Consider the following 25,065-nt stretch of genomic DNA (forward strand, 5'->3'; position numbering starts at 1 on the left):
GTCTTCTACCTCATCATGCGGCGGGGGTTGGCCAGCAGACCGGCCAGGTGTGCCATGAAGCGAGCTGCCTCCGCGCCATTGATCACCCTGTGGTCATAGGACAGGTCGAGCGGCACCATCGGAACCGGCGTCCAGCTCTCATTCTCCCACACCGGAACTGTTTCGGTGCGGGTGATGCCCAGGATCCCGACCTCGGGTGGATTGACGATGGGCGTAAACGCGGTGCCTCCGATGCCGCCAAGATTGGAGATCGACATCGACGCTCCGCCCATCTCGTCGGGCTTGATCTTGCGCTGTGACGCCCGCCCGGCCAGATCGGAGATCTCGCCAGCGATCTGCCACAGGCCCTTGCGGTCGACATCCCGGATCACCGGCACCATCAGGCCGTGCGGCGTGTCCACTGCAATTCCGATATGGCAGAACTGCTTGAGCACCAGGGTTTCGCCGTCTGCAGTCAGCGACGCATTGAAACGAGGAAACTCTCCAAGGCTTACTGCCAGGGCCTTCACATGAAAGGCCAGTGCGGTGAGACGCACGCCACGATCCGCTGCCTCCGGTTTCAGTCTCCGGCGAAAGGCTTCCACGGCGCGCATGTCGGCGCGATCATGATGGGTGACTTGCGGGATGAGACGGTTCGCAGCAGACAGGTTGGCCGCGGCGGCGCGCGCGAAACGCGACACCGGTTCATGCGTGACGGGTCCGTATGCCGCGTGATCCACGTCCCAATAGCGATTGTCCCTGGAAGCTGCGGCAGAGCCACGCTGGGCATCGCCACCGGCATGGCGTTCAACATCCTCGCGCGCGATATTGATGCGGCCGGCGGCCTGAGCCACATCTGCAAGGTCAACGCCCAATCGCCCGGCCAGGGCAACAACCGAGGGGCTGGCAATGATTTCGGACTGCCCCATCTTACCATTCCGCCGAAATATACTGGGTTTCCATGAATTCCAGCATGCCCTCATGTCCGCCCTCGCGGCCAAGACCTGATTGCTTGACGCCACCGAAGGGGGCTGCGGGATCTGAAACCAGACCGCGATTGAGACCGACCATGCCATATTCCAGGCGCTCGCAAACCTGCATGGCGCGCTTCATGTTCTCCGAAAACACATAGGCGACCAGTCCGTACTCCGTGTTGTTGGCGCGGCGGATCACGTCATCTTCATCTGTGAAGGACTGGATCGCCGCAACGGGTCCGAATATTTCATCGTTCACGCAGTCGGCCGTTTCCGGCACATTGGAGAGCACCGTCGGCGGGTAGAAATAACCCTTGCCGTTCGGCAAGGTGCCACCGAGCTCCAGTTTTGCGCCCTTTGCCACTGCATCCTCGACAAAGGCTGCCACCTTGTCGCGGGTATCGGCATTGACCAGCGGGCCGACGTCGATCCCGTCTTCCAGCCCGTCTCCCATCTTCAGGGCAGCCATGGCGGCGCTGAACTTGCTCGTGAACTCCCGGCTGACCTTCTCGTGAACATAGAAGCGGTTGGCGGCGGTGCAGGCCTCGCCGAGATTGCGCATCTTGGCGAGCATCGCGCCAGCCACGGCCTTGTCGATGTCGGCATCCTCGAACACGATCAGCGGGGCGTTGCCGCCCAGTTCCATGGCCGGCTTGAGCACCTGATCGGCGGCAGAATGAAGCAACTTGCGGCCAACCTCGGTGGAGCCGGTAAACGAGATGACACGCACCCGCGGGTCGTGCAGCATATGGTCGACAAGCCTACCGGATTTCTTTGAGGGCAGTACGTTGACCAGCCCCTTCGGCACGCCCGCCTCTTCCAGCAACGGCATCAGCGCCAGCATCGTCAATGGCGTTTCAGACGCGGGCTTGATGATCACCGGGCAGCCTGCCGCCAAAGCCGGCGCGATCTTGCGGGTGCCCATCGCGGCCGGATAATTCCACGGCGTGACCAGCACGGCGATGCCGGCTGGCTTGTGTTGAACAACGATGCGCGCGCCCGAAGCCGGCGCATGGGTGATCATGCCGTCTGCGCGGACGGCCTCCTCGGCGAACCAGCGGAAGAATTCGGCCGCATAGGCTGCTTCACCCATCGCATCCGCACGGGCCTTGCCGTTTTCAAGCGTGATCAGCCGCGCGAATTCCTCCAGCCGTGCGGTCATCAGCTCCCAGGCCTTGCGCAGGATCTCCGAGCGTTCGCGCGGCTTCTTTGCGGCCCAAAGCCCGAAGGCGGCTTGCGCTGCATCGAGCGCCGCATCAGCATCGGCGAGATCGGCGGAGGCAACCGATGCGATCGCTTCTTCGGTTGCGGGGTTGATGACATCGAAGCGGTCGCCGCTCGCCGCGTCGCGCCATTGGCCATCGATGTAAAGATTGGTGTGTTGCATCCGGTTTGCTCCAGTCAAAGCAGGTGTCTGAGAGGTTCGCCGAGCCGGTCCACGAAGCCGGTGACGAATTCGATCGCCTGGTCCTCGTCGAGTTGGCCGGCCTGGTAGTCGAGCGAAACGACGTAGTCTTCCCGTTCACGGCAAACCGTCAGCACCGGTGCGTGGGTTGGAATACCGGTGGCCGCGGTGATCGGCGATCCGGAAAGATCGCGCATCATGATGGACGGAACCTGATCTCCCGCATCGCTCAGCGGCTTGGACAGGCGTGAGCGGTCTGCATCGGCGAAACGTCCATCCGTGGTGCGAACCGTCCGGGATTCCACAACAAGGGTTTTGTCCCGGAGGCCTGTCGCCTCACGAAATGCGGCTGTGGCAAAACGCAGCCAGATCAGGCGCGGTTCAACATGAATATCGCCATCCTTCGCCAGCCAGGCGATGAACTCGTCGCAGCCGCTTGCAGCCACTCGCGCACCAATGTGCATCGGCAAGGCGCCGGCAGACGCGGGGGAGGGACTTGCATCAGCCGCTTTCGTGGAAGAGACCAGGGTCTCAAGAAGCCGTAGATCAGAGACATGATAGGGTTGCGGCACGCCATGCTCAACCAGCAGGCTCAGGTCGAGGCCTTTCTCCATTGCCAGGCGGCGTGTCTTGGGAGACGCCAGAATGCGCCCGCCCGAAGCAGCTGCGCCTCCGGTTTGGGGTATTTTCGCCGCCGCCGGCGGCGCTTTGGGTGCGGGCTTGCCAGGTGCGCCATTGTCGTCAGCAGCGGTGCTCTTGTGGCTGCGGGCAACGGCATTTTCTGGCTTTTCCGCGCTGATGATCGCGATCACAGATCCGACCGGCACCGCCTGTCGCGCGTCGGCCAGAATGGCGGCCAGGAAGCCGTCATGTCCGGCTTCCACTTCCATCACCGATTTGTCGGTTTCCACTTCGAGCAGGATGTCACCGGTGGCAACCGGGTCGCCCGGCTTCTTGCGCCAGGCAACGATCAGACCACTGTCCTGCGCCATGCCGAGCGCCGGCATGATGATCTCCGCGCCCGACGGCAGCGCCTCGGGCTTGGCAGCCTCCGGCGAGGTTGGCTTGGCATCCTGTGGCTTGGTGTCTGACGGCGAAGGGCTTGTGTTCTTCGCCGCCTCCGCTGTTTCCGCAATCACGGCGACAACCTGACCGACAGGCACGTGATCGCCGGCTTGAGCGCTGACGGCGGCAAGAAAGCCGTCGCCCGCAGCCTCGACTTCCATCACCGCCTTGTCGGTTTCGACCTCCATCAGCGCCTCGCCGGTCTTCACCGCATCGCCCGGCTTCTTGAGCCAGGACACGATCAGGCCTGTGTCCTGTGCCATGCCGAGTGCCGGCATGATGACATCATGCGGCATTGATCAGCTCCCCGGCAACAAGCCTGCGGGCATTGGCGGCCACGCCTTCCGGCGTTGGCACGGTTAGATCTTCCAGTGCCGGGCTGAAGGGTACCGGCACATCCATGGCTCCCATGCGCAGCACCGGAGCATCAAGATGGTAGAACGCCTTCTCGTTGAGTCGCGAGGCGATCTCCGAGGTCACCCCGTAGCTCTGATGCCCTTCGTCGATGACGATGGCACGCGAGGTCTTTTTCACCGATTTGATCAGCGTAGCTTCGTCGAGGGGAACGATGGTGCGTGGATCGATCACTTCCGCGCTGATGCCCTCAGTCGCGAGAATTTCGGCGGCCTTTTCAGCGACCTGCACCATCGAAGAGGTGGCGATCAGGGTGATGTCGGTACCTTCGCGCTTCACATTGGCGACCCCGAAGGGGATCATGTATTCCTCTTCAGGAACACCTGCCTTTTCCTGGTACATCAGCTTGTCTTCGAAGATGACGACAGGGTTGTTGTCGCGGATTGCCGTCTTCATCAGCCCCTTGGCTTCATAGGCCGATGACGGCAGCGCAACCTTCAGGCCGGGAATATGCGCGACCAGAGCATGCAGCGACTGCGAATGCTGGGCGGCCGACCGGCGCGTGGCGCCGAGATTTGTCCGCAGCACCAGCGGAACGTTCAGCTTGCCGCCGGACATGTAATGGGTCTTGGCCGCCTGATTGCAGAGCTGGTCCATGATCAGAAATAGGAAGTCGCCAAACATCAGGTCCACCACCGGACGCGAACCGGTCATCGCAGCACCAACGGCAATGCCCATGAAACCGGGTTCGGCAATCGGTGTATCGACCACCCGGGATGTTCCGAACTCTTCGACAAGGCCGGACAGGACCTTGAAGGGGGTGCCGGCTTCGGCGACGTCCTCGCCGATGATGAAGACCGTTTCATCGCGGCGCATCTCCTCGGCAAGGGCCTCGTTGACGGCCTGGGAAAGGGTGATTTCACGCATGGTTCTTCTCCTCAGGCCGCGTAGACGTGCATGTCGACTTCCGACGCATCCGGATATTTTGCCTTCAGCGCGTATTCGACGGCGGCAGTGGCATCGGCCTTGATCTCGGCCTGCATGGCCTCGAGCTCTTCCTCGGTGGCGATGCCTTCGCTGGTAAGATGGCGGGCGAACTGGGTGATCGGGTCCTTGTTCTCCCGCCAGTCCTTTTCCTCGTCCTTGGATCGGTAGTATTCGCGGTTGATGTCGCCGACATGGTGACCGTGATAGCGGTAGGTCATCAACTCCATGAAGAACGGGCCTTCGCCCTTGCGGCAGCGTTCGACCAATTGTTCCGTCAGCGAATTGACCGCAAGCACATCCTGGCCATCGACGGTGTGCGCCTCAATACCGAAAGCTTCGGCCCGGCCCGTGATCGACCCGGCCGCAATTTCGGCTGTCTTGGTGTATTCCGAATAGCCGTTGTTTTCACAGGCATAGATGATCGGCAGGTTCCAAAGTGCCGCCATGTTCATCACTTCATACATAAGGCCCTGAGCGGTCGCGCCGTCGCCAAAGAAGCAGACGGTAACGTCATCCTTGCCAAGCAGTTTGGCTGTAAAAGCCGCGCCGGTGGCAATCCCCATCGAGCCGCCGACGATGGCATTGGCCCCCAGATTGCCGTTTGACTGGTCGGCGATGTGCATCGACCCGCCCTTGCCGCGGCAATAGCCTTCTTCCTTGCCCAGCAATTCGCAGAACATTTCCTTGAAATCAGCGCCTTTGGCCACGCAATGCCCGTGACCGCGATGCGTCGAGGTGATCTTGTCCGTTACCTTGAGCGCTTCGCAGATTCCCACGGCAACCGCTTCTTCGCCGGAATACATGTGGGTCAGCCCGGGCATCTTCGCTGACAGGTAGAGCTGGTTGGCATTGTCCTCGAAGGTCCGGATCCGAACCATCTGGCGGTACATCCGCAGAAAATCCTCTGTATTGTGTTTGGCCTGGTGGCTGGTGGTTTTTTTGGCTTTGCTGCTGCTCATTTTCAGTTCCCAGTCTCCTGCTGGGGCCCGGTCGCAGCGAATGCGAACCGGGCCTTTCAGGGAGGAGCTCAATAACGGTTGGCGATCGGGAGTTCTTCGGCGGGGAAAAGCGAGATGACCTCGCAGCCCGTGTCGGTCACCACCACCTCTTCCTCGATCCGCGCGGCCGAGTATCCGTCACTTGCCGGACAGTAGGTTTCGAGCGCAAACACCATGCCGGTCTGGATCTCCATCGGATGATCCAGCGAGACCGCACGGCTGATGATCGGGCGCTCGTGAAGCGCCAGGCCCAAGCCGTGGCCGAACTGCAGGCCGAAGGCGGCCTCTTCGCTGGGGAAACCGAATTCCTCCGCCTTCGGCCAGACCTCGGCCACCTTGTCGGTGCTGACGCCGGGCTTGATCATCGAAATCGATGCGTCGATCCATTCCCGCGCCTTGACGTAGGCATCATTCTGCGACGGCGTTGCCCGGCCGATATTGAAGGTCCGGTAGTAGCAGGTACGATATCCCTGGTAGGATTGCAGAATATCGAAGAATGCCTGATCACCAGGCCGGAAATAGCGGTCGGTGAAATTGTGCGGATGCGGGTTGCAGCGTTCGCCGGAAATGGCGTTGATCGCCTCGACGTCATCCGACCCCATTTCATAGAGCATCTTGTTGGACAGCGCGACGATGTCGTTTTCGCGGATGCCCGGTTTCAGCTCCTCATAGATCATGTGGTAGACGCCATCGACCATGGCGGCCGCCTGGGTGAGCAACTGGATCTCGTCCCAGTTCTTGATCTCGCGCGCAGCCAGCATGATCTGCTGACCATCGATGACGTTGAGGCCTTCCGCCTGAAGCGCATGAAACATGGCTGTTTCCGCGTAATCTACGCCGACCGGCATATCCGCCATTCCGGCGTCCTTGATCAGCCCCGCAATCTCCCTTGCGTATTTGCGCATCAGACCGAAATCCGGTGGTATCGTGCCGCGCATGCCGACGACACCGGCCCGGCAATGGTCTGGCTCGAGCCAATCCGAGAACTTCTTGTGGTGCATGGCCGCGGAGCCGAAGTCCCAGACATAGGGGGAATCGTCGCCGGTCAGCAGGCAGAAGCGGCACATCTTGTCCCGCTCCCACTCGCCGATCTTGGTCGCCGAAACGTAGCGGATGTTGTTGACGTCAAACAGCAGAAGCGTTCCGGCAGGCGAGTTCTGCAACGCCTGGCGCGTCCGGCTCAAACGATAGCGCCGCAGCCGATCGTGATCGATCCTGCGTTCGAAATCAACAGATGTGTGACCCCACGCGGGCAGCCGGTTTTCCCATTTCCACTGGGGTTCGAGATCCTGGGCTGTCAGGATGTTGGGTGTCAGGGCACGCGACATGACTTTCTCCTCCGGACCCGCCTTCACGCGCCCGTTTCATTCGTTGAAACCTGGGTTTATGCCGTTACTGGATGCACCAGCCGCCATCGATGTGGATCATCTGGCCGGTCATGTAGTCACTGTCCCGGCTGGCAAGGAACGAGGCCGTGCCGACAATGTCTTTAGGATAAGAGACCCGCTTTATCTGAAGTTCATCGCGGGCGATGTCCTCGTAAGCCTGGCCGGCTTTTTCCTTGAAGCCGATCTCGACAAGATCCTTGTCGAGCTGCTCCCAAAGCGGGGTTACAACAACGCCCGGCGCATAGCCGTTGACGGTGATGTTGTGTTCGGCCAGCGCCACGGCGCCGCAATGGGTGAGTGCGAGACAGCCATATTTGGAGGTGCAGTACACCGTGACGTCGACCAGCGGCTTTCTCGAGGCAATGGAACCGACATTGATGATTTTATAAGGCTCGTCCATGGGGCCCTGAGCGATCATCTGTCGGGCTGTTTCCTGCATGCCGAGCCACATTGCCTTGGTGTTGACATTCATAATCATGTCCCAATTGTCTTCATCGATATCCATGAAGAAACGTGGCTTGTTCAGACCGGCATTGAAAACGCCGACATTGATCGAGCCGAAAGCCTCCACCGTTGCAGCCACGGCCGCCACGTTGTCCTCCCGCTTGGTGACGTCCATCTTAACGGCAACGGCCTTGCCGTTTCCGGCTGCATTGATGCGGTCGGCGACCTTTTGAGCTTCATCGAGATCGAGATCCCCCAGGCAGACATTGGCGCCCTGCTGGGCGAAGCTTTCTGCATTTGCCGCACCCATGCCGCGTGCCGCTCCGGTGATGAGAATGTTCTTTCCTGTGAGCCGATTGGGATCCATGTCACTCCTCCATTTTTAAGTCTTGCGTTGCCCCCGCAAGGCTTGCTCCGCCCGTTTCTGGGCGTTTTGCAATGCGGTTTTCGGCGGAGTTATTCCGCGAAGCATGTCGTGTAGTTCCTCGCCGCAGATCTGGAAGATCTCGCCGATTTCTGGAATTGGCGGCCGTGGCCAGAACTGGAGCTCGTCGCGCCAGGACATCTGATCGACTGCCTCGAAGATAGGTGACGCGCGGCGCACTTCCGGGTCTGCGGCTACCGAGTAGCGTGGATTGGTGCGGCTGCCGTTTTCGACGTAGAGCTTCTGGGCTCCCGCCGAGGTGAAGACGATCAGCGCTTCCGCAGCGGCCTTTATCCGCTCGGGGGCAATGTTGCGCGGAATGCCCATCACATATCCGCCCACGGGCGCGACCGGCGTGGCCTCCGGACCGGCGGGATGCGGCAGGAAACCGGTCTGGCCATGTGCAGGCGATGTCGGGTCGAGCTCGAAATAGGGGGCAAGCAAGGTGTAGCCATAGGCCATCGCGATTTCGCCCGCCGCATAGGGCCGGATGCGCTCGTACCACGACATCGAGAGGATGTAGGGCGGCGAATACTTTAGCAACTCCATCAGGTATTCGGCAGCGGCCATCCCTGCTTCCGAGTCTATCATCGGATGGTAGACGCCGTCCTTGAGCCTGTCGGTCTTGAAGCCTCCGGCCTCTGGGGGAATGTCGATCACGGGTTGGCCAAAGTCGGCCATCGTCATCAGGAATGTATGGCCAAGTGCGGTGCCGCGCGCCGCATTCCAGGCTATTCCGTAAAAGCCTCTGGCAGGGTCATGCAGCGATTTTGCCGCCTTGATGACGTCGGCTGTGGTGGCGGGCGCTTCAATACCGGCTTCGGCGAAGATGTCCTTGCGATAAAACAGCAGTTCCGGTGTCGTCTGGGCCGGCACGCCATAAGGGCGTCCGCCCCAGTGGGCGGCCTTCCAACCAGCGGTATGAAAATCGGCCGGATCAAGGCGTGCAATATCCAGTGCTTCGTCGAGCGGCATGAGTACGTTCTTCTCGGCAAACTCGCCGATCCAGGGCAGATCTACGGCAATGATGTCATAGCGGCTTGCCTTGCGTTCGGCGTTTTTGAGCGCTTCCTGATGTAGCCGGTCGATGGAAAAGGCACGTTGATAAATGTCCGTACCCACGACCTGCTCGAACCGCCGTTTGAGATTGTCCATCACCATGAAGGTGGGGTCTCCGTGCACCAGCACGCGCACGCCGCCAGCAAGCCGCAGCGGTTCGGCGAGCACCTGCAGAGGCGGGATCGACTGGGCCGCCAAGTAGGAGCCGCCGAAATAGTATTCCTGGCCGGCTGAGCCGTTGGGTGATTTCGCCAGGCGGGTTTCGGCAAGACGCTGCAAGCGTCCTGACAATTGCATCCAGGACTCGAGCAACTTTTCGCTCGGGTGCATTGAAAATGTCTTGCCGCTGCGGGTTCGCGGGCGTTGATCTATCAGGCCATTGTCGATCATTTCACCGATGCGCCGGGTTGCTGTAGCATAGGGGACACCGGAAGCGCCGATCAGAGATGTTGGCGTGACCGTCTTGGCTTCGAGATGGCTGCGTATGAGGTGGAGCGTCATGCGAACATAAGGATCAGGCGCGAAAACACTCAGGGCATCGGACAACTCGTGCTCGAAATCCTCAAGAAACGCCACCACGTCGAGCAGTTCGGTGGTCTCGAACTGCCGGTCCGGCGGCCGTCGCGCTTCGTGTCCTCCCTTGTTGATCGAAAGCATGGTTTCGGCTCCCGCCTTGCCGATTAGGCCTTCCGCCTTTGCCAGAGGACGTCCGGCCCCGGACTGCCGCGCAGCTTTTTTCATGGCTGTCTCCATCAAGATGTTCAATTTGAGGATTTGAGGATACGGGCAAGAAAACCATTTTGGATATCAAAATATCCATTTTGAATATCTTTCAGACTCAATCGTGAGGAGCTTGTCGGCACTTTGCGGTTGTGTTTTGCATGAACGCGGCTGGAGACCGCTTCCTGATGCCGCGCTCACTGGGCAAAGGAAATGCGAAACCCACATGTGTGTGAGATTGAGATTTCGGGAGGAAACCAAATGACACTTCGTACTATGCTTACCCTGTCGACCGCGATGGCGGGCCTGGTCTTTGCAAATGCAGCCGGTGCCGCTGAGTACCGGATCGGCATCACGCAGAACAATGTCGGTGTCGACAGCTACCAGACGACCTATGACAAATCGTTCAAGGAAGCCGTCGAGGCGAATGACGCAGTGGAAGCGGTCGTTCTTGATGCAGGTGGTGATGTTGCCCGCCAGATCGCCCAGATCGAGGATCTGATCCAGCAGCAGGTTCAGGCGATCATCATCTGGCCGACCAATGGCGAGGCCGTGATCCCCGCCGTCCGTAAGGCCCACAATGCGGGCATTCCGGTCATCGTAACCAACTCGAATATTGCCGAAGCCGGCTTCGACTTCGTCAAGTCCTTCTCCGGACCGGACAACATCACGCAGGGCTCCCGCTCGGCGGAAATCATGTGCGACAAGTTCAAGGAAATGGGCATTGAAACCACCGCGCAGGTGGTCCAGATCTCGGGTCAGCCCGGCTACACCACTGCAATCGAACGCCAGAAAGGCTTCGACGACCGTCTTCCGGAAGTCTGCCCGGATGTGACGATTGTCGAAACCCAGCCAGGCGACTGGAACCGTGAGAAGTCTCAGAAGGTGATGGAAGCGTTTCTGGTAAAATACGACAAGATCGACGGTGTCTATGCCGGTGATGACAATATGGGAGTCGGGGCGCTCAATGCCGCCAAGGCAGCCGGTCGCGAGGGCATCATCTTCGTCGGCGCAACCAACTTCGCCGTCGGATATGAGGCGATGGAAAAGGGCGAATACTGGGGCTCGATCTACCAGTCTCCCGTCGATGACGCCAAGGCGGCGTTGAAAACGGCGATTGATGTTCTCGATGGCAAGGAATTGCCGTTCCTCAACTACTTCGACACACCGAAGATCACTCAGGACAATATGTCCGATTTCACCAAGCCTGTTTTCTGAGGCTGGTGGAGTTGTTCCTTCCGGGCGCGGCAGATGCCGCGTCCGGATCATTCCTGTCGTTTTTCCATGTGAGCGGGGAGGTGAGCATGGGCCGGTTATCTGGACGCTCGTGCATCGTCACGGGGGCTGCACGCGGCATTGGCCGGGCCATTGGCGAAGCGCTGCTGAGCGAAGGTGCCGACGTCTGCTTTGCCGACATCGATGGTGACAAGGCGGGTGAAGTCGCCGATCTCTACAAGAATATTGCTGAAAGCGAGGGCGGTAAGGTGACCCATGCGGCCGTTGATGTGACCAATCGCATGCAGGTCCGGGCTCTCATCGCGCACACGGTATCCGCCTTTGGAAAGATCGATGTCAAATTCAACAATGCCGGCGTGAACCGGCCGATGAACTTCCTCGATGTGACGGAAGAGAACTGGAACTTTATCATGGGTGTGAATGGTCTTGGATGCCTGATCGGCATGCAGGAGGCCGCACGCCAGATGATTGCCCAAGGCACCGGGGGCAAGATCATTAACACGGCATCGGTTGCTTCGCGGCAGGGGTTCGACAATGTCGCACCTTATTGCGCCAGCAAGTTCGCGGTTGTATCCCTGACCCAGTCGGGCGCACGCGATCTGTCGAAGCACGACATTACAGTGACCGGTTTCGCGCCGGGTGTGGTCGCGACCGAAATGTGGGAACAGGTCGATCAGGACCTTATGGAGATCGGCGCTGCGGAGCGCCCGGGACAGGCAATGGAGGATTTTGCCGCCGGGATTCTCAAGGGTCGTGTGGCTACGCCGCACGACATCACCGGAACCACGACGTTTCTGGCTTCGGCTGACAGCGATTACATGACCGGTCAGATCGTCATGATCGATGGTGGGATGGTTCTGGTCTGAGTAAGGGTTCAGACCGGTAACGGCGTGTTTTTGACGCTGAGTGCATTTTGGAATGGGAGGCAGGACACGATGGCTGGTGGCATCACCAAATCGGATATTGGCGGGCTTCTTGCCAAGCAGGGCATTTTGATTGCCTTCGTCATTTTCATGATCGGCTTCACAATCGCCAACGAGCGTTTCCTGGCGCCTGAGAATGTCATGGGCGTGGTGCGCTCCTCCGCAATTCTTGGTGTCATGGCCCTCGGGGTTACCTTCGTGGTGATCAGCGGCAATTTGGATCTGTCAGTCGGATCGATGATGTCGTTCTCAACGATTGTCGTGCTGGATCTGCATGACAAGATCGGACCCGAGTTTGCAATTCCTGCCATGTTTGTGATGACCCTTTGCCTGGGGGCCTTCATCGGGTTTCTGGTTGGTTATCTTAAGCTCAATTCGCTGATTGTGACGCTTGGCATGCTGTCTGCCATTCATGGGCTCACGCTGACCTATTCGGGCGGCAAGAACATGGACATCGCCAACAAGGGCGAAACCTGGTTCGCGGTCTTTGGGCAGGGCAGTGTTCTGGGGATTCCAGTCCCGATCCTGATCTTCGGACTGCTGGCGGCGCTGCTCGGAATGGTGCTTGGGAAAACGCCTTTCGGACGAAAGGTCTATGCCGTGGGCGGCAATGGTGTGGCAGCCACCTTCTCCGGCATTCCCCGGGCGAGGGTCGTTTTTACCTGTTATCTGCTCTCTTCCTTGTGTGTTGCCACTGCCGGCCTCATTCAGGCGAGCCGGAGCATGGGAAGCCAGAACACCGTGGGCCAGGGGCTGGAGCTCGAGGTCCTGGCTGCTGTCATTCTCGGTGGTGCATCGCTTCTCGGCGGCTCCGGCACGATCTTCAAGACAATCATTGGCGTGTTGATCCTCGGCTTCATACAGAACGGCCTGCTGCTGGTTGGCCTGCAGTTTTACGCGCAGTATGTGGTCACTTGGGTCATCATCATTCTGGCCGTTTGGCTCGACATTGCGGCCAAGCGTGGCCGCCTGTTGTCACCCATCGCGTGAGGTCGGACTGATGCAGAACGAATCCCGCACCAGACTGTTCAAGAAGGGCGCCATATGGGGTTTCATCCTGTTCGAGCTCGCGTTCTTCTCGATCGCCGGGAGTTACCTCTCGGTCTCGGAAAGCGCCTTCATGGATGTCGACAACATGCTGCTGTTGCTCAAACAGTCGGCGCCCATCGGCATTATCGCACTGGGCATGACGATCATCATGGTCAATGGCAACATCGACCTGAGCGTTGGGGCAACCTACGCGCTTGCGGCAATCGTGATGCTGGACAGCATGACCTGGCCGGTCTTTGGCGGCCTCGGTGATTGGGTGATCCCGATATCCTGGATTCTGGCTCTTCTCACGGGCGTTTTGCTTGGCGCCGTCAATGGCCTCATTGTCTGGAAAACCGGGGTCGATGCCTTCATCGTCACTCTGGGTTCAATGCTGGGCTACCGCGGGCTTGTGTTCATGTACAATGGCGAACAGCCGACGTCGCAGCTCAACTGGACCCTTGTTGATTTCGCCGAAGCACAGTTCCTCGGTCTGCACACGGCAACTTGGTTCTTGCTGGCCGTCGTCGCTGGTCTGTGGTTCCTGATGAACCGCACGGTTCATGGCCGCAATGCCTATGCCATTGGGGACAATCGGGAGGCTGCGGTCAACGCGGGAATTCGTGTCGGTCCGCATATGATGATCAACTTCATGCTGATCGGTTTTTTGGCAGCACTCTCTGCGGCGGTGTTCTACTCGGAAAGCGGCTCGGTCAATCCCAATGATGGTGAACTGTTCGAGCTCTGGGCCATCACGGCTGTGGTGCTCGGCGGCACCAAGCTGACCGGGGGGTCCGGGTCGATCATCTCCACGCTTGGCGGCGTCATTGCCATTCAGCTCTTGCGCAAGGGATTGGGCTATATCGGCGCAGGCACGGAGACGGTCAATCTGGTCATCGGCCTGATCCTGATCGCGGTGTTGTTCCTTGATCGCCAACTCAACATCAAGGCCAAGGGGGAGTTGAAGGTATGAGCAAAAAAGCTTCTGAATTGGCGCCTGCACTTAGGCTTGAAAACATCGTCAAGACATTCCCCGGTGTGCGCGCGCTTGACGGTGTCTCGTTCGACGTCATGCCTGGCGAAGTGCATGCCCTGATGGGAGAAAACGGGGCTGGAAAGTCGACGCTGATGAAGGTTCTCGGCGGCATCCATCAGCCTGACAGCGGCCGCATCATTGTCAATGAAACCCCTGTAAGGATGGGCACGCCGCTCGAGGCCAAGCACAAGGGCATTGTCTTCATTCATCAGGAACTCAGCCTCGCCAAGGAACTGACGGTTGCCGAAAACATTTATCTGGGCGAATTGCCGCGCAAGCGCTTTGGCGTGGTGGATTGGCAATCCCTGTTCGACAAGACCAACCTGATTTTGCAGCGTCTCAAGGTTGGTTTTGATGCCAAGACGCAGGTTAGCGACCTGTCGATTGCCAACCAGCAGATGGTCGAGATTGCACGCGCGCTTACCCATGAAGCCAAGGCGGTGATCTTCGATGAACCGACTGCTTCACTCACGGACGCTGAGAAAGTGGTTCTGTTCGAGGTGGTTGAAGATCTGAAATCTCACGGTGTCGGCATCATCTATATCTCGCACCGGATGGAAGAAATCTTCAAGATTACCGATCGCATTTCGGTCCTGCGCGACGGTCAGTACCGCGGCACCCTGGAAACGGCAAAAACAACCGAGGAAGACGTCACCCAGCTGATGATCGGACGCAAGCTTGATCTGACGCGCCACGTCAATGACCATGAATTCGGTGATGTTGCACTAGAGGTGAAAGGGCTGTCCTGCGGCTCGCTCTACCAGAATGTCAGTTTCAACGTGAGCGCTGGAGAAGTGGTTGGCTTCTATGGCCTTGTCGGGGCCGGGCGTACGGAAATTGCCGAAACCCTGTTCGGCCTGCGAACGCCAACTGGTGGCAACATCCTGCTGGAAGGTCAGGAAGTGGAAATCACCTCCCCAATGGACGCCATCAATCTTGGCATTTCGCTGGTGCCGGAAAACCGGAAAGAACAGGGACTCGTCCTCGGCATGAATTGCCGTGACAACATGACCCTGCCGCAGGTGAGTGATTTGACCGCCGGCCCCTTTGTGTCAGACGGTGCGGAGATCGCGATCTTCGACCTCTATCACGACAAGCTGGAGATTAAGACCCCAAGCTGGAAGCAGCTTGCGGGCAATCTTTCGGGAGGCAACCAACAGAAGATCGTTATCGGAAAATGGCTTTCCATGCATCCGAAGGTGCTTATCGTGGACGAACCGACGCGTGGAATCGATGTTGGATCCAAGTCCGAAATCCACAAACTCATCCGGGGCCTGGCTTCGCAGGGTTACGCGATCATCGTGATCTCATCGGAAATGCCCGAGGTGTTGCATGTTTCGGATCGGATCATTGCCATGTACAGCGGCCGGATCATGCGCGAATTCACCTCCGAGGAGGTCACCGAAGACAGCCTTATCCAGGCAATTTCGGGAATTGTCGCAAGCGACGAGAAAGCCGTCTGAGATGAAACTCGGCTTCGCCGGGTTGGGGCGGATGGGACGCCGAATGGCCGCAAACTGCGTCCGAGCCGGTCATGAAGTCACCGTCTGGAATCGCAGCTCCGATCCTGTCGAGCTCTTTCTGAAGGCATATGACGCGAAAGCCGCCGAGGACCCTGGCCGGCTGACTTGTCGATGCGAAGCCGTTATCACCATGCTCGCCAATGACGATGCTTCTCGTGCGGTCTATTTCGGGCCAACGGGTTTGATACAGAGCCCCGGCGCAAAGCTGTTGGTCGAAATGGGTACAATGAGTCCGGGTCTCGTTCAGGAGTTGTCGAGCGCGGCGACTGCTGCGGGTAAAGCCTTTGTTGATGCGCCGGTTTCCGGTGCCACGCAGGCCGCCGAAGATGCTCGATTGTTGATCATGGCAGGGTGCGAGCAGGATGCTCATCCGGTGCTTGCGGATGTCTTCGGATCAATGGGCCGCAAGACAATCTGGCTTGGTTCAACTGGTGCGGGCGCCGTCATGAAGTTGGCCGTCAACATGCTCATTCACGGGCTCAATCAGACTGTCTCCGAGGCTCTGACCCTGGCAGGCAGAGCCGGCATAAGCGAAAGCGACGCCTTCGATGTCATTGAAAATTCAGCCGTCGCAGCACCGATGCTTGGTTACAGGCGCGCTCACTATCTCAACGAAGCTGATCAGGACGTCTCCTTCACCCTCGACCTCGCAAAAAAGGATGTGACATTGGCTTTGGCACTGGCTGATGAACTTGGTGTCAACATGCCACAGACCCAAACCACTTTGGATGTTCTCAAGATGGCGCAGAACGATGGCTACGGCCAACGCGATATGGCATCGGTTTTTGCGTTCATGAAAGGACAAGCACGATGAAGGCGGCTCTATTCGTTGGCGGTTGGGAAGGCCACACACCAACCGATTTTGGCGATTGGTGCGAAGCCCTTTTGAAACCGCAGGGTTTCGAAGTGGTCACCCACAACACGCTTGCACCGCTGGCCGATCCCGAGGCAATGGCGGATGTCGATCTGATCGTTCCAATATGGTCAAGCGCACGCTCGTCACATCAGGACGAGTTTGGCAATATCACCCGGGAGGAAGAGCTAGGCCTGCTGAAACTGATTGCGGATGGTTGCGGGATCGCAGGCTGGCACGGCCATATGGGCGACGCCTTTCGTGACCACCCGAGTTATCATTTCATGATTGGCGGGCAGTTTGTCGCTCATCCGCCGGGTTGGCCGGACAACCCGGTGCCCTCGGATGATTTCATAGACTACGACGTGACCATTACCCGGCCCGATGACCCGATCGTCAAAGGCATCAAGAGCTTCAGATTGCATTCCGAGCAATATTACATGCTGGTCGATCCATCCAATGAGGTTTTGGCAACCACCACTTTTTCCGGCGATCATCTGTGGTGGATTGAAGGCACCGTCATTCCTGTCGTCTGGAAGCGACGCTGGGACAAGGGCCGGGTGTTCTACTGCTCGATCGGCCACACGCTCGATGACCTGAAAGTGCCGCAGGTGACGGAAATCATCAGGCGCGGAATGCTGTGGGCCGCAAGGAAGGCTGGGGTGTCAAGCTAAAGCGTGTCGGATCTATTATGCCTCATAGCCTGCGGCCTTGAAGGGTTTCGACATTCAATGACAGAGAATAGGCTTACGATTTCGCCGAATGCAGTCAACGCTGGATATGTTGTTTGTTGGATTCTGACGGAACGTTGCTTCTATTTCTGGTGCCGCAAACTCAAAATCCGGTCATAAGTTCCATAATAAAGCTTATGCGAGCACATCCTATAGCAGCTATTTAGTAATGCGACAGTTGGGCCCGTTAGAGATGCGACAGTTTTCGCCCTTCTAGCTGGTCAAGTTCAACGCTGGAAGGAAGATTGGGCTCTGAGGCCACGTGCTGATGGAGTTGCCATGTCTTGTTTGATCACCATGTCGCAGAAAGAGCTGAACCGGCTGGAAGCGGTTCAAAAGATCAAGGATCGAAGGTTGAGTATCATTCGGGCGGCAGAGATGCTGGGGCTGAGCCGAAGCCAGATGCATCGGCTGTTGCAGGCTTATGAGCGTGACGGCGCACCCGGTCTTGTGTCGCGCAAACGCGGCCAGCCCAGCAACCGGCGTCATAGCGACGAGTTTCGCAACGCCGTGCTTGATCTGATACGCGAGCGCTATCACGATTTCGGCCCGACACTGGCGCGCGAGAAGCTCATTGAGCTGCACCGGATTGCCATTGGCAAAGAGACTTTGCGACAATGGATGACGGAGGCCGGAATCTGGACATCACGGCGCGAGCGCAAGCAGCGCATCTACCAGCCGCGCGCACGTCGCGATTGTTTGGGCGAACTGGTTCAGATCGATGGATCGCATCACTGGTGGTTCGAGAACCGGGGGCCAAAATGCGCCCTGCTCGTCTATATTGACGACGCGACCGGCAAACTGCTTCACCTGCGCTTTGCGCCGTCCGAGAACACGTTCGATTATCTCCTGGCGACAAAGGCCTATCTGGAAGAATGGGGAAAGCCGATAGCTTTTTACAGTGACAAGCACGGGGTTTTCCGCTCGACGCACGCATCAGAGAAAGACCGGACGAGCGGCCTGACGCAATTCGGCCGCGCACTTTACGAACTTAACATCGACATCATCTGCGCCAACACACCACAGGCCAAAGGCCGTGTGGAACGGGCGAACCGCACTTTGCAGGATCGGCTGGTTAAGGAATTGAGGCTGCGCGGCATCAGCACGCTTGACGACGCGAATGCATTTGCGCGGCGTTGGTGCGCGGATCAGCTAATGAGCGGAGCTCGCTCTTTGATGGGTCCGGTTATTTGGCGGCTCCCGCCGATGCTCGGCGTTGAGCGGATTTCGGGCGTCCGCAGGCGAGCATTCGGTTAAGAATGGCGACGCTGATCGCAGCTTCTGTCTGCTGCGCAAGGAATGACCGAGCACGCAAACGCTGTCCAATGACGCCCTTGTATCGACCCATCGCGGTTTCAACCAAAGCTCGTTTGCCATAGCCGGTGGATGCCTGCCATTTCAGTCGGCCCTCTGCTTGCATGGATGCTATGTGGTCGTCTCTCTGGCAGCATGCGTGGGCTTTGGGATGTTCAACCGCGTTCGAGCGCGGAGGGATGACGACCCTTACGCCTGGACTGTGACGTAGCACCGCGTCGTAGGATGGATGGCCATCATAAGCTCCATCGGCAGTGAACTGGTCGATCTCATCATCGATCTGATCCAGCAATGGCTGCACCTGCGAGGCGTCGCCTGTTTCCTGATCGGTCAGGCTATGGGCAATGATCTCGCCACTGTCGGCGTCAACAGCCAGATGCAGCTTTCCCCAGCTGCGCCGGGACTTTACGCCGTGTTTTTCTTCCAGCCATTGGCCCGCGCCATAGATCTTCAGCCCGGTGCTGTCGACCAGAACGTGAATGGGGCCACTCGCCACATGCTGGTGGCCCTTGCTTCTGGCCGATGGCTTCCAGGTTCTGGCCCGTCGGCTGAGCGTGGTGTGATCGGGCACGGCAAAATCCAATCCCATCATGTCAAGCACCGAACTCAGAAGCCCTTCGCTTTGGCGCAACCGTAATCCGAATACCATGCCCAACGTCAACGTAGTTTCGATCGCCAGGTCAGAGTAACGCGGCTGGCCACCACGCGTCTTGCGACGTGGGGCTGCCCAGCCCGCCAACGCCTCCGGCGTTATCCAAAGGGTCAGGCTGCCACGGCGGCGAAGGCCCGCCTCATACTCCGCCCAGTTCGTCACTTTGAACTTCATCTTGCCGATATGATGGCGGCGGGCGGAGTTGTGCTTATGCGGCATACGGGACCAATCAAGCTAATTTTCGATCCCCGCCGCATAGATACAAAACGTTGAAATTTGATCCCTGCACCAATGCCAAGGGTAACCGCATTCCCGGTCTGAGGGAGATCGATCCCGAAGAGGCAGCGATCATTCAGGAGATTTTCCGGGAATATGCCCGCGGGCGCTCTCCGATCCAGATCGCCGAAGAACTCAACAGGAGAGGCGTGCCCGGACCACGTGGCCTCAAATGGCGCGACACGGCCATTCGCGGACATGTCGACCGTGGCACGGGCATCCTCAACAACGAGGCCTATCGTGGACGCCTGATCTTCAACCGGCGCAAGTTCCGCAAGAACCCGAAGACCGAGAAGCGCGAAGCCCGTATGAACAGTGAGAGCAGCTGGATCATCGTCGATGTCCCGGAACTCAGGATCATTGATGATGCGCTCTGGGACAGGGTCAAGCAGCGCCAGATTGCAGTCCGGGACAATTACGAAGCGACCACCACGAACAAGCTGAACCGGACACACCGCCCGAGCTATCTGCTCAGCGGCATCCTGCGCTGCGCCCATTGTGGCGGCCCCTATGCGATTTCAGGGAAAGATCGCTACAGCTGCACGAACCGAGGCAAGAAGCTGCCGCTCGATCACCTTGACGGAAGCGTCTGTACCAACACCAAGACCATCAGCCGGCAGGAGTTGGAAGACCGGGTGCTGACTTGTATCCCGAACGCGCTCTGGAACCTGGTCAACATCGAGACCGTGATTGCCGCCACCAAGGAAAGCGTAGCTGCGCGACAGGCAAAGGCCGGCAACAGCATCCCCGCGCTTGAACAGCAGATTGCCGCCAGGCAACAGGAGCAGAAGACGATCCTCAAACAGATCGCCGATCGCATCCAGGCCAACCGACCTGCTATCGCAAGCCTCGACGACATGGTCGATGAGCTTGAGGTCAAGATTGCTGGCCTCCGACAGGAACTGGAAGTGGCCAGGACCACCAAGCCGGTCAATCTGGCGGACGACGTCACCGCGGAAATGGTCGAACGCGTGATCAATGCGCTGATGTACTATTTGCGGGAGCACGCCGATACCGAGACCAAGCAGCCATTCGTGAACATCATTCGCGGGCTGATCCAGCAAGTCGTGATCGGTCCGGCCGAACACGGCAACGGCGTCGAACTTTACGTCCATGGTGCTATCGTGAGCATTCTGGCAACGATGGACACGATCAAGGCGATGGAAGCGGAGTTCCGGACGGCTCAGGAATACGAGTTCCACAACCTGATCGACAAGGGCGTTCTCGACACGGAGGCCAAACGCAAAAAATTCCTCGCGCTGTGTGCGGAGGAACTTGAGGGTAAGCGCCTTGAATGGAAGGACTTACAAGTTTCGGTGGTTGCGGGGGCAGGATTTGAACCTGCGACCTTCAGGTTATGAGCCTGACGAGCTACCGGGCTGCTCCACCCCGCGTTAAGTTCTGAGCGCTCCGGGATCTGCCCGGATTTTTTTGCTTTGCCGGTCCTCGGAGCGATGCTCCTGCGGGTCGGCGGGGGCTGCTCCATGCCCCGCGTTAAGTTCTGAGCGCTCCGGGATCTGCCCGGATTTTTTTGCCGGCCTTGGGAGCGTTGCTCCCTGGGTTTCGGCGGGGCTGCTCGGGCCCTTGGGTTGCCTTGATGATTACTCAAGGCGTTCAAAGCAAAAACGGGCCGCGATATGCGACCCGCGGCGGTTCCAATTTTCGTAATGTGAGAAGATTTTGTTGCGCTTTGCAGACCTGGCAGCGACCTACTCTCCCGCGTCTTAAGACGAAGTACCATCGGCGCTGGGGCGTTTCACGGCCGGGTTCGGAATGGGACCGGGTGCAGCCGCCCCGCCATAACCACCAGGTCGGCAAAGCGCAACATTTTTACTGGCCAATGCAGCTTGTCCTGCTCGTTGCCTCGCAGGGCGCATTGGCTGACCATGTTCTAAGACAGAACATTTCAGTAAATCTGTATGAGAAGCTGGCGGGCGGCTAACCCTTTGTCTTTGAACACGTCTGTTTTGTCTTCACGCTGCCGCAATCTGACGATTGCTGCGCTGCAGACGGCGCGCCAAATGATTGGCGACGGGAACTTGCCCTTGCGAAGCGATGCTTCGAATTTCTTTCCCCTGATAGATCAGGGACAAGGAACCAGAGCAAAGCTCTGCAAGCGCGACTGCGCGCCGGCCACTTTTGGCCGCCCCGTCCGGAGGATAGTCACGTTAGTGACGCTCATCCGTGAGGACATGTCATTGTTGAAGTGCTTTGCACTTCAAGATGAGCACAAGCAATGAGAACGATCAAGCCGATCGAGCTATTAGTACTGGTAAGCTTCACACATTACTGCGCTTCCACACCCAGCCTATCAACGTGGTAGTCTTCCACGACTCTCAGGGAATACTCGTTTTTAGGTTGGTTTCCCGCTTAGATGCCTTCAGCGGTTATCCATTCCGTATATAGCTACCCTGCTATGCCGTTGGCACGACAACAGGTCCACCAGAGATACGTCCATCCCGGTCCTCTCGTACTAGGGACAGATCCTATCAATATTCCTACACCCACGGCAGATAGGGACCGAACTGTCTCACGACGTTCTGAACCCAGCTCACGTACCGCTTTAATTGGCGAACAGCCAAACCCTTGGGACCTGCTCCAGCCCCAGGATGCGATGAGCCGACATCGAGGTGCCAAACAACCCCGTCGATATGGACTCTTGGGGGTCATCAGCCTGTTATCCCCGGCGTACCTTTTATCCGTTGAGCGATGGCCCTTCCACGCGGGACCACCGGATCACTATGACCGACTTTCGTCTCTGCTCGACTTGTCAGTCTCGCAGTCAGGCAGGCTTATGCCATTGCACTCGACGACCGATTTCCGACCGGTCTGAGCCTACCATCGCGCGCCTCCGTTACTCTTTCGGAGGCGACCGCCCCAGTCAAACTACCCACCATACACTGTCCCGGACCCGGATAACGGGCCGCGGTTAGACATCCACGAAGATAAGGGTGGTATTTCAAGGATGGCTCCACGCGAGCTGGCGCCCACGCTTCAAAGCCTACCACCTATCCTACACATGCCTTGGCGAATGCCAGTGTAAAGCTATAGTAAAGGTGCACGGGGTCTTTCCGTCTGACCGCAGGAACCCCGCATCTTCACGGGGAATTCAATTTCACTGAGTCTGCGTTGGAGACAGCGGGGAAGTCGTTACGCCATTCGTGCAGGTCGGAACTTACCCGACAAGGAATTTCGCTACCTTAGGACCGTTATAGTTACGGCCGCCGTTTACCGGGGCTTCGATTCAAAGCTTGCACCTCTCCTCTTAACCTTCCGGCACCGGGCAGGCGTCAGGCCCTATACGTCGTCTTGCGACTTCGCAGAGCCCTGTGTTTTTGATAAACAGTCGCTACCCCCTGGTCTGTGCCACCCTCATCTGCTTGCGCAGAAAAGGGTCACGCTTCTTCCGAAGTTACGCGTGCAATTTGCCGAGTTCCTTCAACGCAGTTCTCTCAAGCGCCTTGGTATTCTCTACCTGACCACCTGTGTCGGTTTCGGGTACGGTCTATACGGTGGAGCTATTTCCTGGAACCTCTTCGCTGCACCTCCAATCCAATAAGGAGATACAACACACGAGATCCGTCACTACCACCAGGCCCACGATTATTAACGTGGTTCCCATCGACTACGCCTTTCGGCCTCGCCTTAGGGGCCGGCTAACCCTGCTCAGATTAACTTTAAGCAGGAACCCTTGGTCTTTCGGCGAGGGAGTCTCTCACTCCCTTTATCGTTACTCATGTCAACATTCGCACTTCCGATACCTCCAGGAGCCCTCACGGGTCTCCCTTCACAGGCTTACGGAACGCTCCGCTACCACGTGCAGTAAACTGCACATCCTCAGCTTCGGTGCATGGCTTTAGCCCCGGTACATTTTCGGCGCAAGACCCCTTATTTAGACCAGTGAGCTGTTACGCTTTCTTTAAATGATGGCTGCTTCTAAGCCAACATCCTGGTTGTTTTGGGAGTCTCACATCCTTTCCCACTTAGCCATGACTTGGGGACCTTAGCTGGAGGTCAGGGTTGTTTCCCTCTTCACGACGGACGTTAGCACCCGCCGTGTGTCTGCCGACTAGTACTCCTCGGTATTCGGAGTTTGGTTAGGATCAGTAAGACGGTGAGTCCCCATAGCCCATCCAGTGCTCTACCCCCGAGGGTATTCGGTCGACGCTCTACCTAAATAGATTTCGCGGAGAACCAGCTATCTCCGAGTTTGATTGGCCTTTCACCCCTAACCACAAGTCATCCCAATCTATTGCAACAGATGCGGGTTCGGTCCTCCAGTTGGTGTTACCCAACCTTCAACCTGCTCATGGCTAGATCACTCGGTTTCGGGTCTAATGCAACAAACTAATCGCCCTATTAAGACTCGCTTTCGCTGCGCCTACACCTATCGGCTTAAGCTTGCTTGCTGCACTAAGTCGTTGACCCATTATACAAAAGGTACGCCGTCAGGCTTACGCCCTCCGACTGCTTGTAGGCATCCGGTTTCAGGTACTATTTCACTCCCCTTGTCGGGGTGCTTTTCACCTTTCCCTCACGGTACTTGTTCACTATCGGTCATGCACGAGTACTTAGGCTTGGAGGGTGGTCCCCCCACGTTCAGACAGGATTTCACGTGTCCCGCCTTACTCTAGGACATGACTAAGGATTACGTGTACGGGGCTATCACCCACTACGGCCCGACTTTCCAGACGGTTCCACTTTACTTAATCATGCCACTGGCCTGGTCCGCGTTCGCTCGCCACTACTTACGGAGTCTCGGTTGATGTCCTTTCCTACGGGTACTTAGATGTTTCAGTTCCCCGCGTTCGCTTCTTACCCCTATGTATTCAGGATAAGATACCTTGTAACGATACCTAGAAAGATAAGATGTTCTTGACGAACACCTTAGTTTTCCTAGGCATCTAAGGTGGGTTTCCCCATTCGGAAATCGTCGGATCAAAGCTTATTCGCAGCTCCCCGACGCTTATCGCAGCGTATCACGTCCTTCATCGCCTGTGCATGCCAAGGCATCCACCGAATGCCCTTTTGACGCTTGATCGTTCTCATTGCCAATGCCCATCCCTATTTGGTTGTTTTGACAAACCTTCCTTCTCCGCAAAGCGGACAAGGGTGCCAAAACGACCCTGCTCACCACCGAAGCGGAAAGCACCGAAAGGCCCCAACCCTTGCAAGGATCAGAACCCATCAAAAAACCCGGCCGCCTTTTACAACCAGGTCATGTCGGATGTCATCGACGTGTTCGGACCCTGCTTATGAGATGAACGCGCCGGCGCTCATCAAGCATGGGTCCTTAAGACCAGCTTCTCGAGATCTGTCCGGTGGCGCGCGGTCAGGCAACGCCAATCAGATCACCCGACACATGAAGCAAGCTTCATGCACAGACAATCCAGCTGACAGGCTATCCTATCTACCTCCAGACCCTCGTCCAATCTCAAGCCGGCTAGGCAATCAAAGGGACTCAATCGGGCCTGGGCTCGAACATGACCGCGGGTTGCGGTCACACCTGGAAGCCTCCAGACAAAATCTTCTCTTTACGATGTATCAGAACAGGCGCAGGGCCGAAGCCATGCGCAATTTGTGTATTTCTCCAAAGGATAACGTGGTTCAGACAGCTTCGCGCTCTCGGCGCTTGCTGCGCAAACGCGTGGCCCGCCAACGTCGTGTCCGCTTGCGCGGAACGACTTGGTGGAGC

Annotated in this window: 17 protein-coding genes, 2 tRNA genes, 2 rRNA genes and 1 pseudogene (1 of these 22 running past the window's edge); 9 read left to right on the forward strand and 13 right to left on the reverse strand. The window is 57.9% G+C overall.

Features of this window, described 5'->3' with window-relative positions; all coding sequences use genetic code 11:
* Nucleotides 1-5: 5 nt before the first annotated feature.
* The 8 genes from HPDFL43_RS19085 to HPDFL43_RS19120 form a co-directional block, all read right to left on the reverse strand.
* On the reverse strand, nucleotides 6-908 hold the full coding sequence (locus HPDFL43_RS19085; protein ID WP_007199056.1) for a 2-oxo acid dehydrogenase subunit E2: 903 nt from the start codon (nucleotides 906-908) through the stop codon (nucleotides 6-8).
* 1 nt (nucleotide 909) lies between these two features.
* Nucleotides 910-2,340 (reverse strand): NAD-dependent succinate-semialdehyde dehydrogenase, encoded by a 1,431-nt coding sequence (locus HPDFL43_RS19090; protein ID WP_007199057.1) that lies wholly within the window; start codon nucleotides 2,338-2,340, stop codon nucleotides 910-912.
* A gap of 14 nt (nucleotides 2,341-2,354) precedes the next feature.
* On the reverse strand, nucleotides 2,355-3,719 hold the full coding sequence (locus tag HPDFL43_RS19095) for a biotin/lipoyl-containing protein (RefSeq protein WP_007199058.1): 1,365 nt from the start codon (nucleotides 3,717-3,719) through the stop codon (nucleotides 2,355-2,357).
* Nucleotides 3,709-4,704, reverse strand: coding sequence for an alpha-ketoacid dehydrogenase subunit beta (locus HPDFL43_RS19100; protein ID WP_007199059.1), 996 nt, complete (start codon nucleotides 4,702-4,704; stop codon nucleotides 3,709-3,711). The genes HPDFL43_RS19095 and HPDFL43_RS19100 overlap by 11 nt, the downstream gene beginning before the upstream one ends.
* Nucleotides 4,705-4,715: 11 nt before the next feature.
* Nucleotides 4,716-5,723 carry a thiamine pyrophosphate-dependent dehydrogenase E1 component subunit alpha gene (locus HPDFL43_RS19105; protein WP_007199060.1) on the reverse strand — a complete coding sequence of 336 codons (1,008 nt, stop codon included), beginning with the start codon at nucleotides 5,721-5,723 and terminating at the stop codon, nucleotides 4,716-4,718.
* Nucleotides 5,724-5,791: 68 nt separating this feature from the next.
* Entirely contained in the window at nucleotides 5,792-7,090 is a 1,299-nt protein-coding gene (locus tag HPDFL43_RS19110; RefSeq protein WP_007199061.1) for a M24 family metallopeptidase, read from the reverse strand.
* Nucleotides 7,091-7,154: 64 nt separating this feature from the next.
* Complete coding sequence (locus HPDFL43_RS19115) at nucleotides 7,155-7,961, reverse strand: SDR family NAD(P)-dependent oxidoreductase (RefSeq protein ID WP_007199062.1); 807 nt, start codon at nucleotides 7,959-7,961, stop codon at nucleotides 7,155-7,157.
* A gap of 15 nt (nucleotides 7,962-7,976) precedes the next feature.
* Nucleotides 7,977-9,818, reverse strand: coding sequence for an extracellular solute-binding protein (locus HPDFL43_RS19120; protein ID WP_245271072.1), 1,842 nt, complete (start codon nucleotides 9,816-9,818; stop codon nucleotides 7,977-7,979).
* A gap of 240 nt (nucleotides 9,819-10,058) precedes the next feature.
* Between HPDFL43_RS19120 and HPDFL43_RS19125 the strand changes: the two genes are divergently transcribed.
* The 8 genes and pseudogenes from HPDFL43_RS19125 to HPDFL43_RS19160 form a co-directional block, all read left to right on the forward strand.
* Nucleotides 10,059-11,015 (forward strand): sugar ABC transporter substrate-binding protein, encoded by a 957-nt coding sequence (locus HPDFL43_RS19125; protein ID WP_040449356.1) that lies wholly within the window; start codon nucleotides 10,059-10,061, stop codon nucleotides 11,013-11,015.
* An 86-nt stretch (nucleotides 11,016-11,101) separates the two neighbouring features.
* Complete coding sequence (locus HPDFL43_RS19130) at nucleotides 11,102-11,899, forward strand: SDR family NAD(P)-dependent oxidoreductase (RefSeq protein WP_040450555.1); 798 nt, start codon at nucleotides 11,102-11,104, stop codon at nucleotides 11,897-11,899.
* 69 nt (nucleotides 11,900-11,968) lie between these two features.
* Nucleotides 11,969-12,946: an ABC transporter permease gene (locus HPDFL43_RS19135; RefSeq protein ID WP_007199066.1), complete on the forward strand. Its 978-nt coding sequence runs from the start codon at nucleotides 11,969-11,971 to the stop codon at nucleotides 12,944-12,946.
* Nucleotides 12,947-12,956: 10 nt separating this feature from the next.
* Nucleotides 12,957-13,958: an ABC transporter permease gene (locus HPDFL43_RS19140; RefSeq protein WP_007199067.1), complete on the forward strand. Its 1,002-nt coding sequence runs from the start codon at nucleotides 12,957-12,959 to the stop codon at nucleotides 13,956-13,958.
* On the forward strand, nucleotides 13,955-15,484 hold the full coding sequence (locus tag HPDFL43_RS19145; protein ID WP_007199068.1) for a sugar ABC transporter ATP-binding protein: 1,530 nt from the start codon (nucleotides 13,955-13,957) through the stop codon (nucleotides 15,482-15,484). The genes HPDFL43_RS19140 and HPDFL43_RS19145 overlap by 4 nt, the downstream gene beginning before the upstream one ends.
* Before the next feature lies 1 nt (nucleotide 15,485).
* Complete coding sequence (locus tag HPDFL43_RS19150; RefSeq protein WP_007199069.1) at nucleotides 15,486-16,358, forward strand: NAD(P)-dependent oxidoreductase; 873 nt, start codon at nucleotides 15,486-15,488, stop codon at nucleotides 16,356-16,358.
* Entirely contained in the window at nucleotides 16,355-17,071 is a 717-nt protein-coding gene (locus HPDFL43_RS19155) for a ThuA domain-containing protein (RefSeq protein ID WP_007199070.1), read from the forward strand. The genes HPDFL43_RS19150 and HPDFL43_RS19155 overlap by 4 nt, the downstream gene beginning before the upstream one ends.
* 336 nt (nucleotides 17,072-17,407) lie before the next feature.
* Nucleotides 17,408-18,277: pseudogene (locus tag HPDFL43_RS19160) on the forward strand (ISNCY family transposase); the annotation flags it as partial.
* A 37-nt stretch (nucleotides 18,278-18,314) separates the two neighbouring features.
* On the opposite strand, the gene HPDFL43_RS21775 reads toward HPDFL43_RS19160, so the two are convergent.
* Nucleotides 18,315-19,313: an IS5-like element ISHph1 family transposase gene (locus HPDFL43_RS21775; protein WP_169743268.1), complete on the reverse strand. Its 999-nt coding sequence runs from the start codon at nucleotides 19,311-19,313 to the stop codon at nucleotides 18,315-18,317.
* A gap of 50 nt (nucleotides 19,314-19,363) precedes the next feature.
* On the opposite strand from HPDFL43_RS21775, the gene HPDFL43_RS22445 reads away from it, so the two are divergent.
* A complete protein-coding gene (locus tag HPDFL43_RS22445; RefSeq protein ID WP_007199073.1) occupies nucleotides 19,364-20,731 on the forward strand; it encodes a recombinase family protein in 1,368 nt (455 codons plus the stop codon).
* Here the strand turns inward: HPDFL43_RS22445 and HPDFL43_RS19180 are convergent.
* From HPDFL43_RS19180 to HPDFL43_RS19195, 4 genes are all read right to left on the reverse strand, one after another.
* Nucleotides 20,688-20,764, reverse strand: a tRNA-Met gene (locus HPDFL43_RS19180). The two genes, HPDFL43_RS22445 and HPDFL43_RS19180, sit on opposite strands and share 44 nt — an antisense overlap.
* Nucleotides 20,765-21,066: 302 nt before the next feature.
* Nucleotides 21,067-21,181, reverse strand: a 5S ribosomal RNA gene (gene rrf, locus HPDFL43_RS19185).
* Between the two features lie 431 nt (nucleotides 21,182-21,612).
* Nucleotides 21,613-24,411, reverse strand: a 23S ribosomal RNA gene (locus HPDFL43_RS19190).
* A 645-nt stretch (nucleotides 24,412-25,056) separates the two neighbouring features.
* Nucleotides 25,057-25,065 (reverse strand) — tRNA-Ala (locus tag HPDFL43_RS19195); it runs 67 nt beyond the window's last position.

This window comes from Hoeflea phototrophica DFL-43, assembly GCF_000154705.2.
Classification (GTDB): Bacteria; Pseudomonadota; Alphaproteobacteria; order Rhizobiales; family Rhizobiaceae; genus Hoeflea; species Hoeflea phototrophica.